Source organism: Roseinatronobacter sp. (assembly GCF_051859525.1).
Taxonomy (GTDB): Bacteria; Pseudomonadota; Alphaproteobacteria; order Rhodobacterales; family Rhodobacteraceae; genus Roseinatronobacter.
This window is the reverse complement of the sequence record NZ_JBHYFM010000002.1, coordinates 197,227-212,226: the sequence shown is the minus strand read 5'-3', so window position 1 is coordinate 212,226 and position 15,000 is coordinate 197,227. Positions and strand designations below refer to the sequence as shown.

General features: G+C 61.6%; 12 protein-coding genes. 8 read left to right on the top strand and 4 right to left on the bottom strand.

The genetic code is table 11. The features are described from left to right. Positions 1-31: 31 nt before the first annotated feature. The 3 genes from ACTIE1_RS03935 (at position 32) to ACTIE1_RS03925 (ending at position 3,635) form a co-directional block, all read left to right on the top strand. Positions 32-1,093 (top strand): sugar phosphate isomerase/epimerase family protein, encoded by a 1,062-nt coding sequence (locus ACTIE1_RS03935; protein WP_439561784.1) that lies wholly within the window; start codon positions 32-34, stop codon positions 1,091-1,093. Beyond that, a complete protein-coding gene (locus tag ACTIE1_RS03930; protein WP_439561783.1) occupies positions 1,090-2,232 on the top strand; it encodes a Gfo/Idh/MocA family protein in 1,143 nt (380 codons plus the stop codon). The genes ACTIE1_RS03935 and ACTIE1_RS03930 overlap by 4 nt, the downstream gene beginning before the upstream one ends. Positions 2,233-2,303: 71 nt before the next feature. Beyond that, complete coding sequence (locus ACTIE1_RS03925; RefSeq protein WP_439561782.1) at positions 2,304-3,635, top strand: cytochrome-c peroxidase; 1,332 nt, start codon at positions 2,304-2,306, stop codon at positions 3,633-3,635. 273 nt (positions 3,636-3,908) lie between these two features. Here the strand turns inward: ACTIE1_RS03925 and ACTIE1_RS03920 are convergent, their stop codons facing one another. Further along, positions 3,909-5,396, bottom strand: a complete 1,488-nt coding sequence (locus ACTIE1_RS03920) for a CRTAC1 family protein (RefSeq protein WP_439561781.1) — start codon at positions 5,394-5,396, stop codon at positions 3,909-3,911. Beyond that, on the bottom strand, positions 5,393-6,694 hold the full coding sequence (locus ACTIE1_RS03915; RefSeq protein WP_439561780.1) for an ROK family protein: 1,302 nt from the start codon (positions 6,692-6,694) through the stop codon (positions 5,393-5,395). Before ACTIE1_RS03915 ends, ACTIE1_RS03920 begins: the two co-directional genes overlap by 4 nt. A 230-nt stretch (positions 6,695-6,924) precedes the next feature. Between ACTIE1_RS03915 and xylF the strand changes: the two genes are divergently transcribed. The 5 genes from xylF (at position 6,925) to xylA (ending at position 12,879) form a co-directional block, all read left to right on the top strand. Next, positions 6,925-7,950, top strand: a complete 1,026-nt coding sequence (gene xylF, locus ACTIE1_RS03910) for a D-xylose ABC transporter substrate-binding protein (protein WP_439561779.1) — start codon at positions 6,925-6,927, stop codon at positions 7,948-7,950. Between the two features lie 128 nt (positions 7,951-8,078). Continuing rightward, positions 8,079-9,392 (top strand): sugar ABC transporter permease, encoded by a 1,314-nt coding sequence (locus tag ACTIE1_RS03905; RefSeq protein WP_439561778.1) that lies wholly within the window; start codon positions 8,079-8,081, stop codon positions 9,390-9,392. A gap of 3 nt (positions 9,393-9,395) precedes the next feature. After that, a complete protein-coding gene (locus ACTIE1_RS03900) occupies positions 9,396-10,142 on the top strand; it encodes an ATP-binding cassette domain-containing protein (protein ID WP_439561777.1) in 747 nt (248 codons plus the stop codon). Then, complete coding sequence (gene xylB, locus ACTIE1_RS03895) at positions 10,142-11,581, top strand: xylulokinase (RefSeq protein WP_439561776.1); 1,440 nt, start codon at positions 10,142-10,144, stop codon at positions 11,579-11,581. The genes ACTIE1_RS03900 and xylB overlap by 1 nt, the downstream gene beginning before the upstream one ends. Beyond that, positions 11,578-12,879, top strand: a complete 1,302-nt coding sequence (gene xylA, locus ACTIE1_RS03890) for a xylose isomerase (protein ID WP_439561775.1) — start codon at positions 11,578-11,580, stop codon at positions 12,877-12,879. The genes xylB and xylA overlap by 4 nt, the downstream gene beginning before the upstream one ends. 64 nt (positions 12,880-12,943) lie before the next feature. Here the strand turns inward: xylA and ACTIE1_RS03885 are convergent, their stop codons facing one another. Both ACTIE1_RS03885 and ACTIE1_RS03880 read right to left on the bottom strand, forming a co-directional pair. Beyond that, positions 12,944-14,305: an ATP-binding protein gene (locus ACTIE1_RS03885; protein ID WP_439561774.1), complete on the bottom strand. Its 1,362-nt coding sequence runs from the start codon at positions 14,303-14,305 to the stop codon at positions 12,944-12,946. Next, on the bottom strand, positions 14,302-14,967 hold the full coding sequence (locus ACTIE1_RS03880) for a winged helix-turn-helix domain-containing protein (protein ID WP_439561773.1): 666 nt from the start codon (positions 14,965-14,967) through the stop codon (positions 14,302-14,304). The genes ACTIE1_RS03885 and ACTIE1_RS03880 overlap by 4 nt, the downstream gene beginning before the upstream one ends. Positions 14,968-15,000: the final 33 nt, after the last annotated feature.

Below are 15,000 nucleotides of genomic sequence, written 5' to 3'. Positions count from 1 at the left end.
TTGGACACATCACGAAAGACGAGGAAAGATCATGCCCACAAAGATCAAAGGCCCCGCGCTGTTTCTGGCGCAATTCGCAGGCGAGGACGCGCCGTTCAATTCATTGGAAAACATCACCAGATGGGCTGCATCACTGGGCTACAAAGGCGTGCAGATCCCGACATTTGTCCCGCATCTGTTCGATCTGGACCGCGCTGCCGACAGCAAGGATTACTGCGATGAAATCGCCGGAATCTGCGCCGAGGCAGGCGTGGAAATCACTGAACTATCCACGCATTTGCAAGGCCAGCTTGTGGCGGTGAACCCCGTCTTTGATGCCGCATTTGACGGGTTTGCCCCCGCAGCGCTGCATGGCAAGCCAGCAGCACGGCAGGAATGGGCCGTCGATCAGGTCAAGAAAGCCGCGCGCGCAAGCCGCCATCTGGGACTGGATACATCCGTCAGTTTTACCGGATCGCTGGCGTTTCCGTTCCTGTACCCGTGGCCACAGCGCCCCGCCGGCCTGATTGAAGAGGCGTTTTCCGAACTGGCCCGACGCTGGCGTCCGATCCTTGATGTCTATGACGAACAGGGCGTGGATATCGGCTATGAAATCCACCCTGGCGAAGATGTATTCGACGGGGCCACATGGGAAATGTTCCTTGACGCGCTGGACGGCCACACCCGCGCGCGCATCAACTATGACCCGTCACATTTCCTGTTGCAGCAAATGGATTATCTGGCGTTCATCGATCTGTATCACGACCGCATCTGCGCATTTCATGTCAAGGATGCGGAATTCAACCCTGACGGACGACAAGGCGTCTATTCCGGCTATCAGCCATGGCTGAACCGCGCAGGCCGTTTCCGCAGCCTTGGCGATGGGCAGGTCGATTTCGCCGCGATCTTTTCCAAACTGGCGCAATATGATTACGACAGCTGGGCCGTGCTGGAATGGGAATGCTGCCTGAAATCCCCCGAACAGGGTGCTGCCGAAGGGGCACCCTTTATCGCGCAGCATATTATTGATGTCACCGACAAGGCATTCGATGATTTTGCAGGGGCAAAAACCGATATCGCGCAAATCCGCGCCATGCTGGGGATCAACCAATGAGTGCGCGTTTGAAACTGGGCATGGTGGGCGGCGGCGAAGGCGCGTTCATTGGGGGCGTTCACCGCATTGCATCGCGCATTGACGGGCAATGGGATCTGGTCGCGGGCGCGCTGTCATCGGACCCTGCGCGCGCGCATGCGTCCGCGCAGGCCTTGGGTATTGCGCCGGATCGCAGCTATGACAGCTTCGCGCAGATGGCGCAGGCGGAATCCGCGCGCGAGGATGGCATTGACGCAGTTGCAATCGTCACGCCCAATCATATGCATGTCCCCGCCGCGCTGGCCTTTTTGCGTGCGGGTATCCATGTGATTTGCGACAAGCCGCTGGCGTCCAGACTGGAAGATGCGCTGGAACTGGAACAGGCGCTTGCACAATCGGGCAAGCTGTTTGTGCTGACACATAATTATTCGGGCTATCCGCTGATCCGGCAGGCCCGCGATATGGTGGCGCGCGGGGAACTAGGGCGTTTGCGGCTGGTGCATGTCGAATATGTGCAGGACTGGCTGACTGAGTCGGCAACCGGCAAACAGGCCGAATGGCGCACTGATCCTGCACGTTCCGGCGCGGGTGGGGCGATTGGCGACATCGGCACCCATGCGTGGCAACTGGCCGAGTTCGTCACCGGCCAGACGCCAGACGCACTGGCCGCCGATCTGTCCAGTTTTGTGGACGGGCGTGCGGTGGATGACAACGCCCATGTGATGCTGCGTTATGCCAGCGGGGCGAAGGGCATGCTTTGGGCATCGCAAGTGGCCGTTGGCAATGAAAACGCGCTGCGGCTGCGCATTCATGGAGACAAGGGCGGGCTGGACTGGGCGCAGGAAAACCCCAACCAGATGACATTCACCCGCTTCGGCCAGCCCACACAGATACTGACGCGCGCAGGCGCGGGGGCCACGGATGCGGGTCTTGCCACAACGCGCACCCCCGCAGGCCACCCCGAAGGCTATCTGGAAGGGTTTGCCACGCTTTACCGCGAAGCCGCCGACGCCATTCGCGCCCATGCTGCGGGCGACACCGCTGCCGGTGGTGTTTTGCCGGGAATTGCGGACGGGCTGTCGGGCATGCGTTTCATTGATGCCTGTTTACGGTCGTCACAGGCAGACGGGGCATGGACACAGGTTGTCCCGCAAGGGTGATCGCGTTGCCCCTTGCCGCCGCCCCCGTTGATGCGCCATTGTGTGCGGCACCAACGGGGATGGGGGGCAGAATGCGCAGGGTCGTTTCGGGACTGGTGGCCGTGGCGGGGCTGGGCTGCGGCAGCGCACTGGCAGACTTGCCCTTGCCGGCGGCGGTAAGTGACGCTGATTTTGCCAGCCATCCGCCCGAACTGGTGCGGCTGGGCTGGCATTTATTCTATGACCCCATCCTGTCGGGCAACCGTGAAGTGGCCTGCGCCACATGCCACCACCCCGCCTTCGGCACATCTGACGGGGTGTCGCTGGGGTTGGGCGACGGGGGCAGGGGCCTTGGTCCCGCGCGCGTGGCCGATCCGGACAATATGCCCGAACAGCGAATTCCCCGCAATTCGCCTGCGCTGTGGAACCTTGGTGCGCATGAATTCACCCGTATGTTCCATGATGGCCGCATCGAGGTTGACCCGAACCGCGACAGCGGCCTGCGCACGCCCCTTGAAGGGGACATGATGGCGGGGTTTGCCTCGCTATTGTCGGCGCAGAACATGTTTCCGGTGCTTAGCCCCGATGAGATGGCAGGGCATTACAGCGAGAACGAGATCGCGCAGGCCGTGCGTCAGGGTCGCATTACCGGCGCAGGTGGTGCGTGGGATCTTATTGCGCAGCGGGTGCGTGACATTCCAGACTATGCCGAACGGTTCATTGCCACGCATGAGGGTATTTCTGCCCCCGATGATATTGCATTTACCCATATATCCGATGCGATTGCGGCGTTTGTGGCGGTCGAATTCCGGTCCGATACCAGTCCCTTTGACGCCTATCTGCGCGGTCAGGGCGATCTGGCCGATGATGCCGCGCGCGGGATGGGGCTGTTTTATGGCAGCGCGACTTGCGCCAGTTGCCATTCCGGCCCGTTCCAGACGGATCACGGGTTTCATGCGCGCGGCGTGCCGCAACTGGGACCGGGCAAGGCCGCGCGGTTTGAATCGCACCGCCGCGACACCGGACGCATGCGCGTGACAGGGCGTGATGAGGATGCGTTCGCATTCCGCACGCCGTCCTTGCGCAATGTGGCGCATACGGCGCCCTATGGGCATGCGGGGTCGCATGCGACGCTTGCGGGTTTCATCCGCGATCATGCCGACCCTGTGGCGGCCTTGCCCCGCTATGACCGCGCGCAGGTTATCTTGCCGGATTTGCCCGTAGATGACTGGCAGATCATGGATGACCCCGCTGAACTGGGGGCCATCGCGGATGCCGTGCAAACCCCGCCCATCGCGCTGAGTGATGACGACATTGCCGATATCGTGGCCTTTCTGGACAGTCTTAGCGATGCGCAGGCACTGGCTGGGCGGCTGGGCGTGCCGCCTTTCGTGCCCAGCGGGCTGGATGTGCCCAATCCGTGATGCGGGGGGCTGTTGTGGTCATTCGCACTTGGATTAAGCCCGCGCTATCGGTGGGCCGGGGTCTGCCGATCCGGCGTGATAGAAGTTCACTTTATGCCAGCGGCATACTCCGGCTTTCAAGGCGGGAAGCTCATCAGCCAAATCGGCAGGCCGCGGGACGGCCCACCGATAGCGCGGCGGGCTGCGCCCTCGATTCCGCGCCTTGGAAAGTTCCCAACGTGCGTTTCACTCCAGTATCAGCCCCCCTTAAGGACCGTCTGACAAGACCCAGCGCTACTCGGGCCGCAATGTCAGCACCTGATTGACCGTGTCAACGCTGTGCCGGCTCTCGTGCCCGTCGGGCCAGATGATGTGCACATCCGCGACCACAGCCTCCCCCAGCCCGAAATGCAGCGGCACCAGTTGCCCGCCTGCATGCCCGCCGCCGATTGTGACATCCTGCCATTGGCGGCCCGTTGCTGTGTCCACCGTCACGCGGGCACCAATGGCGAAGCGGTTCGCGCCGTCCTGCCGCAAATCAACCGCCAGCCAGTTGCCAACCCCGTCAGTGACATTGCGATACAACCGCGCGGGTGCGCGGCGGTTAATAACCACAAGATCAAGCCGCCCGTCGCCGTCCAGATCAACCAGCGCCCCCCCGCGTGAGCGTGCCGGATCTGCCAGCCCCGCCAGATGCGCAGCTTCCGTAAATGTGCCATCCGGCCCTTGCAGCAGCAGGTTGTTGGGGTCGGCCATGGCCAGATCGGGCATCTGGTCCACATTGCCCTTGGCCACGAACAAGTCCGCGCGCGTGTTGTTGGTCACATCGCCCCATTGCGCATGCCAGCCCGTTGACGGGCGCCCGTCATCGCCGGCAAACGGGCGGTGTGCGGTGTGGCCCAGACTGAAGGGGGCGGCGCGGTAGGTGCCATCCGGTTGGGCCAGTTGCAGCATCTGGTCGGCCATCGATGTCAGGTATACATCCGCCAACCCGTTGCCCGTTATATCGCGGCTTGCAATGCCCATGCCCCACAGCATCAGGTCCGGCCAGCCATCTGCGGCCCCCAGAAACCGCCCGTCTTCTATGTCCCACATCTGTTCATATCCGCCGCGCACATAATAGTGCCTGTCATTGGACAGGCGCAGCGTCATGCGGTCGCGGGCATCGCGTGCGGCCAGGGCAGAAAGCGGGCAGAACCCCGGACCGAATGCAGCGGATGTCCAGCCCGTTCCATCGGGGCGCAATATCTGGTTGTCATCACAGGCAAAGAAGGGGCCTGTGGGGTCGTCACGGTCCACATAATTGCCGACAAACATACTGGGCCGGTCCGCGCCTGCATCCCACCATGCGCTGAACGCGGTGGACCAGCCCGCGCCTGCATCAATGCCCAGCGCGTCGGTCGCATCTTCAAACTGGCAATCCCCAAGCCCGCGCAGCACCACATTCGGCCCGACCCGCAAGACGAACAGATCCAGTACGCCATCGCCGTCAATATCCAGCGGATAGGCCCCCGTCACACCCTGTAGGCCGGTGTCCTGCGGTGCGAACACCATGCCGCCCGTGTTACGCAATAACAGGGCAGGCCCTTCGCCGCCCGCCAGAAACAGATCGGGCAGCCCGTTCCCACTGCAATCAAAGGCCGCCACACCGCCGCCCACAAAATGTTCCCACCCGCCGCTATAATGGTGTTCGGGGATGGCGTCGCTCAGGTCCGCGAATTGCGGTGTCTGTGACAGGGCGGGTGTGGCCATGACAAAGGCCGCCAAAAGCGCGCCCTTCATGCAGCACTGCCGCGCGTGGCAGCACCGCCCAGCAGGTTCTCAGTCAAGGCCCCCAAGGCCAATGCAACCGCCCCTTGCGCCCAGACCAGATCACCCCATGCGTGAATCTCGACGCGGGCAGGCGGGCGGGCACCAATCAGCGTCATGGCCTGCATCTCGGCCATCACCTCGCGGGCGTACAGGTAGTCATATTGCATGCGCCCGCCGGACAGAATAACCACTTCGGGGTCAAACATCTGCACGACATTTGACAGCCCAAGCGCCAGATACCGCCCCGCACGCCGGAAAATGGACAACGCCGCCTCATTGCCGCGGCGTGCTTCGGAAAACAGGTCTTCCAGCAGGGCAAGCGGGCTTTCGGACAGGCTGGCATGCTGGTCCAGCGCCGTGGCCGCTTCGCGCGCAAGGGCGTAATCGGCGACATAGGCTTCCAGACAGCCGCGTTTGCCGCAGCGGCACAAAGCCCCGTCCAGTTGCACCTTGGTATGCCCGAGTTCCAGCCCTACCCCGCGCGCACCCCGATAAAGCTGGTTGAACAGCACCAGCCCCATCCCGACCCCATGTTCAATGGTGACAACCGCAAAATCCGATTTCCGGCGCCCGCCCCCGAACCACAATTCGGCCAACGTCAGCAAATTGGCGTCATTGTCCAGATATGTGGGCACACCGAACGCGTCCTGAAACTGCGTGCTCAGGGCGGTTCCGGGCGAATCCAGCATGGGCGACCATGGGACATTGCCTGTCGCGTGTTCCACCATGCCCGCCATACCCACGCCGATAGAGTCGATATCGCGCAGAGCCATGCCTTGGGACGACAGCAGTTTGTCCATAAGCGCGCGCGCTTCGGCCACCAGTATGGCGGGGCTTTTGCGGTTCGGGCGGGTGGGCACATTGGCTTCGGCGATCCTGCGACCGGCAAAATCACTTAGAACGGCCGTGTGGCGCTGGTCACCCAGCTTCATGCCGACAACATGATAGGCTTCGGCCACCACTTCCAGTTCCACGGGCGGGCGGCCACGCCCTGTGCGCGGTTGGTCGGGGTCGGGCACAGGCGCGGGGGTGGTTTCGCGCAGGAACCCTTCGGCAATCAGTTCGGCGGTGACTGCGCTGATGGACGCCGCGCTGACACCAAGGGCGCGCACCATATCGGCGCGGCTGGTTTTCCCATGGGCGCGCGTGTAGTCGAACAGCGTTTGACGCAGCGGGCGTGGCACGGGCGCAATATTGGCCAGAACCGGCCCGCAACCACCCTGATCTTCCGCATCAGATGCGATTGTCCCGACAAGATGCGGCGTCATACTTTGCCCTCCCCAGCGCAGCAATAACTTCACAGGATAAATTAATAACACCGAATATGGCGAAAGGCATCTGGAAAAAGCGGGAGAAATTCAAAAATATGCGGGAAATAGTCAGGAATCCTGACGCAAATCACCTGATTTTATTTGACAGGCGAAAAATATACGGCCATTATTTCGACGTCCGGACGCGCCCTGATGTTGCGTGCCGTGATTTGTTCAGGGAGGAACGCATGAAAAAAATTATGACTGCGGCAATCGTCGCAACCCTTGGTTTCAGCACATCCGCACTGGCCCAGTCGCTGACTGTCGGTGTCAGCTGGTCCAACTTCCAGGAAGAGCGTTGGCAGACGGATGAGGCCGCGATTCGCGCGGCATTGGACGCTGCGGGCGCCACCTATATTTCCGCGGATGCGCAATCATCCTCGTCCAAGCAGTTGTCGGATATCGAAAGCTTGCTGGCGCAGGGCGCCAATGCCCTGATCGTGCTGGCGCAGGACGCGGCCGCTATTGGCCCGGCTGTTCAGGCCGCTGCCGATGAAGGTATCCCCGTTGTTGCCTATGACCGCCTGATCGAGGATGACCGCGCATTCTATCTGACCTTCGACAATGTCGAAGTGGGGCGCATGCAGGCGCGCGCGGTGCTGGAGCAGGCACCAAGCGGCAATTACGTCATGATCAAAGGTTCGCCCACCGACCCGAACGCAGATTTCCTGCGCGGTGGCCAGCAGGAAGTCCTGCAAGCCGCGATTGACGCAGGCGACATTACCATCGTTGGCGAAGCCTATACCGATGCATGGCTGCCCGCGAATGCACAGCGCAACATGGAACAGATTCTGACGGCACAGGACAACAATGTCGATGCGGTCGTGGCCTCTAATGACGGTACTGCCGGTGGCGTTGTTGCGGCACTGACGGCGCAAGGCATGGACGGCATTCCCGTATCGGGGCAGGATGGCGACCACGCGGCGCTGAACCGCATCGCGCAGGGCACGCAAACTGTTTCGGTTTGGAAGGATGCGCGCGATCTGGGTCGTGCTGCGGCAGAAATCGCTGTTGAACTGGCCGCAGGCACTGCGATGACTGATATTGAAGGTGCTGAAATGTGGACCTCGCCCGCAGGGACCGAAATGGTGTCCATGTTCCTTGAACCCGTTCCGGTGACTGCCGACAACCTGTCGCTGGTTGTCGATGCGGGCTGGATCAGCCTTGAAGCCCTGTGTCAGGGCGTCAGCGGCGGACCTGCGCCTTGTAACTAAGGTAATCGCCACGAAAACCGGCACGGGGCGGCATATCTGCCGCCCCACTCTCGATAGCCGCGCCCGCGCGCCCTATTGGTCCTTCGCCTGTGCATTGCGCATGGCCACGACATTCAGGACATTCCCCCATGAGTACCCCCGACACCCCCAACCGCACACAATCCGGCGGGCAAAGCGCCAATAAGAAAAGTCTGATTGACGCGTTGGAACTGGACACCCGCCTGCTGGGCATGATTGGCGCCTTTATTCTGGTGGCCATTGTCTTCAATGTCCTGACCGACGGGCGTTTTCTGACGCCGCGCAACATATTCAACCTGACCATCCAGACCGTCAGCGTGGCCATCATGGCCACTGGCATGGTGTTCGTGATTGTCACACGCCACATTGATTTGTCGGTAGGGGCGCTGCTGGCAACCTGTTCGGCGGTCATGGCGATGATGCAAACCGCGTGGCTACCGCAACTGTTGGGACTGCCACTGGGGCACCCGCTTATTCCGTGGCTGGCGATCGCGGCGGGCATTCTGACGGGCGGACTGATTGGCGCATTTCAGGGGTGGTTGACGGGGTATCTGCTGATACCTGCCTTCATTGTCACGCTGGGCGGCCTGCTGGTCTGGCGCAATACCGCGTGGTACCTGACCAACGGGCAGACCATCGGCCCGCTGGACCAGACATTCCAGATGTTCGGGGGCATTAACGGCACGATGGGCGAATTCTGGTCATGGGTGGTGGGCATTGTCGCCACATTGGCCGCGCTGGCCGCACTTTGGGCGAAACGGCGCGACAAACTGCGCCATGAGTTTCCGGTAAAGCCGCTTTGGGCGGAAATTGCCCTTGGCGCAGTTATTGCAGGGGCCATTCTGGGCCTGATCGCGGTGTTGAATTCCTATCAGGTGCCGGCTGCACGGCTGCAACGTGATTTCGCCGCGCGGGGGGAAACCATGCCCGAGGGGTTCACCGCCGCCTATGGCCTGCCGATTTCGGTGCTGTTGCTGATTGTCGTCGCGGTGGTCATGACCGTCATCGCACGGCGCACGGCATTGGGGCGCTATATCTTTGCCACCGGGGGCAACCCGCAAGCGGCTGAATTGTCGGGCATCAATACGCGCATGCTGACGGTCAAGGTGTTTGCCATCATGGGTGCGCTTTGTGCGATTTCCGCGGTCGTGGCCTCGGCGCGGCTGACCAACCATTCCAACGACATCGGCACACTGGACGAATTGCGCGTGATCGCCGCTGCCGTGATTGGCGGCACCGCACTGGCGGGCGGCATTGGCACGATTTACGGGGCCATCCTTGGCGCGCTGATCATGCAGTCACTGCAATCGGGCATGGCAATGGTCGGTGTTGATGCACCGCTGCAAAACATCGTTGTGGGCAGCGTGCTGGTTCTGGCCGTGCTGATCGACATCATCTATCGCCGCCGCACAGGAAAGGGCTAGGCCATGACGCCACTTGTAGATATTCGGAATATCTCGATCGCATTTGGCGGGGTTCAGGCGGTCGATAATGTATCAATCGACCTTTACCCCGGCGAGGTTGTGGGGCTGCTGGGCCATAACGGCGCAGGCAAATCCACGCTGATCAAGATCCTGTCGGGGGCCTATAAGGCCGATAGCGGGGAAATCTGGATCGATGGCGAACGCGCCACGATCAACAGCCCCCGCGATGCGCGCGCCTATAATATCGAAACCATTCACCAGACGCTTGCGCTGGCCGACAACCTGCCTGCGCCCGCAAACCTGTTTCTGGGGCGCGAATTGCGCACCATGTTCGGGTTTCTGGATGACAGCCGCATGGAGGCCGAAACCACCAAGATCATGGCGCGGCTGAACCCGAATTTCAAGAAAATCGCGGAACCCGTCAGCGCCCTGTCAGGGGGGCAGCGCCAGTCTGTGGCGATTGCGCGCGCGGTCTATTTCAATGCCCGTATCCTGATCATGGACGAACCCACTGCCGCGCTGGGGGTGCATGAAACCAAGATGGTGGCCGACCTGATCATGGAGTTGAAGGCCCAGGGCCTTGGTATTTTCCTGATCAGCCATGACACCCGCGAAATGATGGACCTGTGCGACCGCGTCAGCGTCATGAAGAACGGCCAGCTTATCGGGACCGAACGGGTCGAGGATGTGACCGAGGATGACATCCTGTCGATGATTATCATGGGCAAGAAGGCAGAAAAGGCGGCGTGATGTATCTGGGACTTGATCTTGGCACCTCCAGTCTGAAAGGGCTGGTCATAGATGACGGCGGCGCGGTGCTGGCCGAAGCCACGGCGCCCTTAAGCGTCGCGCGCCCCGCCCCCGGCTGGTCCGAGCAAGACCCCGCAGACTGGATCGCGGCGGCGGGAACAGTCTTGCGCGCCTTGTCGGCCAAGGTGGATCTGGGCGCGGTTGGGGGCATTGGCCTGTCGGGGCACATGCATGGTGCAACTGTGCTGGACCGCGCCGACAAGGTGTTGCGCCCGTGCATATTGTGGAACGACACCCGCGCCCATGCGCAGGCCGCGCAGCTGGATGCCGACCCGCAATTCCGCGCGATCAGCGGCAATATCGTCTTTCCGGGTTTTACTGCCCCCAAACTTGTCTGGATGGCCGAGGAAGAACCCGACCTGTTTGCGCAAGTGGCCAAGGTTTTGTTGCCAAAAGACTATCTGCGCTTGTGGTTGACAGGCGCGCATGTCGCCGAAATGTCGGATGCGGCGGGCACCAGCTGGCTGGATGTGGGGGCGCGCGACTGGTCCGAAGATTTGCTTGCCGCAACCGGCCTGACGCGCGACCATATGCCTGCACTTGTCGAAGGGTCCGCGCCATCAGGCGGGTTGCGGTCCCAGCTTGGGCAGGAATTCGGGCTGCGCGCGGGTATTCCGGTGGCAGGTGGCGCAGGCGACAATGCCGCGACCGCCATCGGGCTGGGCATTGCACGGGGCGGGCAGGGTTTTGTCAGCCTTGGCACGTCGGGTGTGTTGTTTGCGGCCACCGATGGCTATGCGCCCGCGCCCGAAACGGCTGTGCATACGTTCTGCCACGCGCTGCCGGACACATGGCACCAGATGGGCGTCATTCTGGCCGCGACCGATGCGCTGAACTGGTTTGCAGGGATCGCAGGCGCAAGCGCCGCTGACCTGACGGCCGATCTGGGCGACTTGCAGGCCCCCGGTCGCGCGTTGTTTCTGCCCTATTTGGGCGGCGAGCGTACGCCGTTGAACGATGCGGGCATTCGCGGGGCATTCATCGGGCTGGACCACGCAACCGACCGCATGGCCGCGACCCGCGCCGTAATGGAGGGCGTGGTTTACGCGTTGGTGGATTGCCAGCAGGCCCTTGCGGCGACGGGCACACGGCTGGACACGCTGCTGGCTGCTGGCGGGGGGGCGCGGTCCGAATACTGGCTTTCAGCCCTTGCGACCGCGCTGGACCTGCCAATCCATGTGCCGCAAGCGGGCGATTATGGTGCCGCCCTCGGGGCCGCGCGGCTGGGGTTGATGGCGGCCACAGGGGCCGGCGCAGAGGCCATGCCGTTGCCGCCCATTGCCCGCAGTTTCGACCCCGTATCCGGTAAAACACAGGCCTTTCAGGACGGCTATGCCCGCTACCGCAAGGCGCAAACTGCAATAAAGGATCTGACATGACCGATTTTTTCAAAGGTATCCCGCAAATCACCTATCAGGGGCCGGACAGCGACAATGATTTCGCATTCCGCCACTATAACCCTGATGAAATCGTGCTGGGCCGCCGGATGGAGGACCATCTGCGTTTTGCCATCTGCTATTGGCACAGCTTCGCATGGCAGGGGGGCGACCCGTTTGGCGGGCAGACATTCCTGCGGCCATGGTTTGGCGACAGCATGCAAAACGCCAAGCTGAAGGCGGATGTGGCGTTTGAAATGTTCCGTATCCTGAATGCGCCCTATTACTGTTTCCATGACGCGGATATGCGCCCCGAAGGCGACAGTTTCGCGCAAACCACGCGCAATCTGGAAGAAATGACAGATTACTTCGCCGCCAAGATGGAAGCGGGCGGGCCGAAACTGTTGTGGGGGACGGCAAATCTGTTCAGCCATCGTCGTTTTATGTCAGGCGCCGCAACCAACCCTGACCCCGATGTGTTCGCCTTCTCTGCGGCGACAGTGAAAACCTGCATGGATGCCACGCAGCGTCTGGGGGGCGAAAACTATGTGCTTTGGGGCGGGCGCGAAGGGTATGAAACCCTGCTGAACACCGACCTTGGCAAGGAACTGGACCATATGGGCCGCTTCCTGTCGATGGTGGTCGATTACAAGCACAAGATCGGTTTCAAAGGGGCCATCCTGATCGAGCCGAAACCGCAGGAACCCACCAAGCACCAGTATGATTATGATGTGGCCACAGTCTATGGCTTCCTGAAGCGTTTCGGGCTGGAAAAAGAGGTTAAACTCAATATCGAGCAGGGCCACGCCATTCTGGCCGGTCATAGTTTCGAGCATGAGCTGGCGCTGGCGTCCAGCCTTGGGATTTTCGGGTCCATCGACATGAACCGCAACGATTATCAATCCGGCTGGGACACGGACCAGTTCCCCAATAACGTGCCAGAAATCGCGCTGGCCTATTACGAAATCCTGCGCGCGGGCGGGTTCACATCCGGTGGCACGAATTTCGATTCCAAACTGCGCCGGCAATCACTGGACCCCGAAGACCTGATCCTGTCACATGCAGGCGCAATGGATGTCTGCGCACGCGGGCTGAAGGCGGCTGCCGCAATGCTGGAAGACGGCAGGCTGGAATCCGCACGCGCCGCACGTTACGCGGGCTGGGCCAAACCCGAAGCGCAGGCGTTGTTGACCAGCGATCTGGACAGCATAACGGCGGACGTTCTGGCCCGCGGCATTGACCCGCAACCCTGTTCGGGCAAGCAGGAAAAGCTGGAAAATCTGGTTAACCGGTTCATGTAAGCACCCAAGCGGCTTGCCCTGCAACAGGGCAAGCCCGCATTGTGCGTGAAGACGGCCTATTGAGTCAGCGACCGTCCTGCCCTGTGCTGGTTTCGCAACGCAGCAGCCGCACGATCTGCCCTTTGGGGTGTGCCGGATGAAATTCCAGCGTCCAGCCCAGTTTGTTCAGCGCCGCTGCCGCAATGGCAAGACCCAGACCGCTGCCCTTTTCGCGCGCGCCCGCGCCGGTGAAAAAACGCTGTGTCACATACGGCAGGTCTGCGGGTGAAATGCCTGCACCCTGATCGCGCACCTCCACGCCGGTATCGGACACCAGAACAGTCACCACACTGCCTGCGGGTGCGGCATGCAGCGCGTTTTCCAGCACATTGCGCAATGCGACCCCCAACTGAACAGGATCAGCGCAAATTTCCCCGGCACGGCCCGTCAGGTGCAATGTCACCCCCTTGCGCTGTGCCAGTTCCTGAACCTCATCACAGACCCTGCGGGCGATATTGTCCAGATGTTCGGACCCCGCGCTTACGGCGCCCTCATCCTCGGCACGGGCCAGATCAAGCAACTGGCCCACCAGCCGGCCGGTTCTGTCCACAGCGCCGGTCAGTTTGTCCAGCGCATTGTCCTGAACCACACCCGACGGGGCCGATCGCGCGACCTGCGCTTGGGTCTTGATGCCAGCAAGGGGCGTTTTCAGTTCATGTGCGGCATAGGCGATGAAATCGCGCTCTCGTTTTCGGGCCTGCGCCAGCCGCGCCAGCAACCCGTCAAGCGCGGTGCCCACAGGGCGCATTTCCGGCGGCAACGGGGTTGCGGCAACAGGGGCAAGGTTGTCATCACTTCGCGCGGTCAGCGCGGTTGCGAATACCTGCAACGGGCGCAACCCGCGGCCCGCACTTAGCCAGATGGCCGCCGCCAGCAGCGGCGCAATCACAAGTATTGGCCAGATCAGTCCGGCGCGCACATCAGCGACAAGATTTTCGCGCATGGCATAGCTTTCGCCGACAACAATTTCCACGCCAAGCGCGTCATTGACGACCGTATAGACGCGCCATTTGCCGCCATCCATTTCAGATGCGCTGAACCCCGGTTCGGATTGTGCCAGCCGTTGTGCAGGGCCGCCGCCCGATTGCCCCAGCAAGGTGCCGCGCATGGACCAGACCTGACAATGCAACTGGCGTTCAATGCCCCCGTCGATGACACGAAAATCCGGCAGGCTAAGGCTGCCTTCGGCGTCAAGGCTGACCGCATGCGCCAGCCCCTGATCCGACAGCAATGACGACACCATATGCCCTGCTTCGGCCAGCCTCGAATCCAGCACACGTTCAATCTGTGCCTTGGTCGAATATTGCAACCAGACGACTGCCGACAGCCAGATCAGCCCTGTGGCCAGCAGAAGCAGCGCAAACAGGCGCATTCTTAGGGAAGTCATGGTGTCCCCTTTTGCAACTGATAGCCCACACCACGCACAGTGCGAATAACTTGCGGCCCCAGTTTGGCGCGCAGCTTGTGCACATGCACTTCCAACGCGTTGCTTTCGACGCCATCCTGCCAGCCATACAGCCGTTCTTCCAGCGTGGCGCGCGCGACAATCGCGCCGGGCCGGTCCATCAATGCGGCAAGCAGGGCATATTCGCGCCGCGACAGGGTAATCTGTTGGTCCCCCCACCATGCCGTTTGTTGCGCAGGATCAAGCGACAGCGCGCCATAGCGTGCCAGCGGGTCGGCGCGTCCTTCGCCCCTGCGTCCGATGGCACGCAACCGCGCGGCCAGTTCATCCAGATCAAACGGTTTGCCCAGATAGTCATCTGCCCCGCGATCCAGCCCCGCGATCCTGTCGGCCACTGCATCCAGCGCGGTCAGCAGGATCACTGGTATGTGATGGCCTGCCTTACGCCATCGGGCCAGTAAATCCAGCCCTGATTCGTCCGGTAACATCAAATCCAGCACCACAGCGGCAAACCCGCCTTGCTGGAATGCAAAATCGGCATCTGCGCAAGTTGTTGTAACTTCAGTGGAAAACCCGTTCAGCAGCAATCCGGCGGCCAGACCGTCAGCAAGGGTTTCATCATCTTCAACAATCAGGATACGCATATGTGATGCCTATAGGGGTTTTACCGGACTGGC

Coding starts and splice junctions, on each gene's coding strand:
- ACTIE1_RS03935 (WP_439561784.1), top strand. CDS start 32: ATGCCCACAAAGATCAAAGGCCCCGCGCTGTTTCTGGCGCAATTCGCA.
- ACTIE1_RS03930 (WP_439561783.1), top strand. CDS start 1,090: ATGAGTGCGCGTTTGAAACTGGGCATGGTGGGCGGCGGCGAAGGCGCG.
- ACTIE1_RS03925 (WP_439561782.1), top strand. CDS start 2,304: ATGCGCAGGGTCGTTTCGGGACTGGTGGCCGTGGCGGGGCTGGGCTGC.
- ACTIE1_RS03920 (WP_439561781.1), bottom strand. CDS start 5,396: ATGAAGGGCGCGCTTTTGGCGGCCTTTGTCATGGCCACACCCGCCCTG.
- ACTIE1_RS03915 (WP_439561780.1), bottom strand. CDS start 6,694: ATGACGCCGCATCTTGTCGGGACAATCGCATCTGATGCGGAAGATCAG.
- xylF (WP_439561779.1), top strand. CDS start 6,925: ATGAAAAAAATTATGACTGCGGCAATCGTCGCAACCCTTGGTTTCAGC.
- ACTIE1_RS03905 (WP_439561778.1), top strand. CDS start 8,079: ATGAGTACCCCCGACACCCCCAACCGCACACAATCCGGCGGGCAAAGC.
- ACTIE1_RS03900 (WP_439561777.1), top strand. CDS start 9,396: ATGACGCCACTTGTAGATATTCGGAATATCTCGATCGCATTTGGCGGG.
- xylB (WP_439561776.1), top strand. CDS start 10,142: ATGTATCTGGGACTTGATCTTGGCACCTCCAGTCTGAAAGGGCTGGTC.
- xylA (WP_439561775.1), top strand. CDS start 11,578: ATGACCGATTTTTTCAAAGGTATCCCGCAAATCACCTATCAGGGGCCG.
- ACTIE1_RS03885 (WP_439561774.1), bottom strand. CDS start 14,305: ATGACTTCCCTAAGAATGCGCCTGTTTGCGCTGCTTCTGCTGGCCACA.
- ACTIE1_RS03880 (WP_439561773.1), bottom strand. CDS start 14,967: ATGCGTATCCTGATTGTTGAAGATGATGAAACCCTTGCTGACGGTCTG.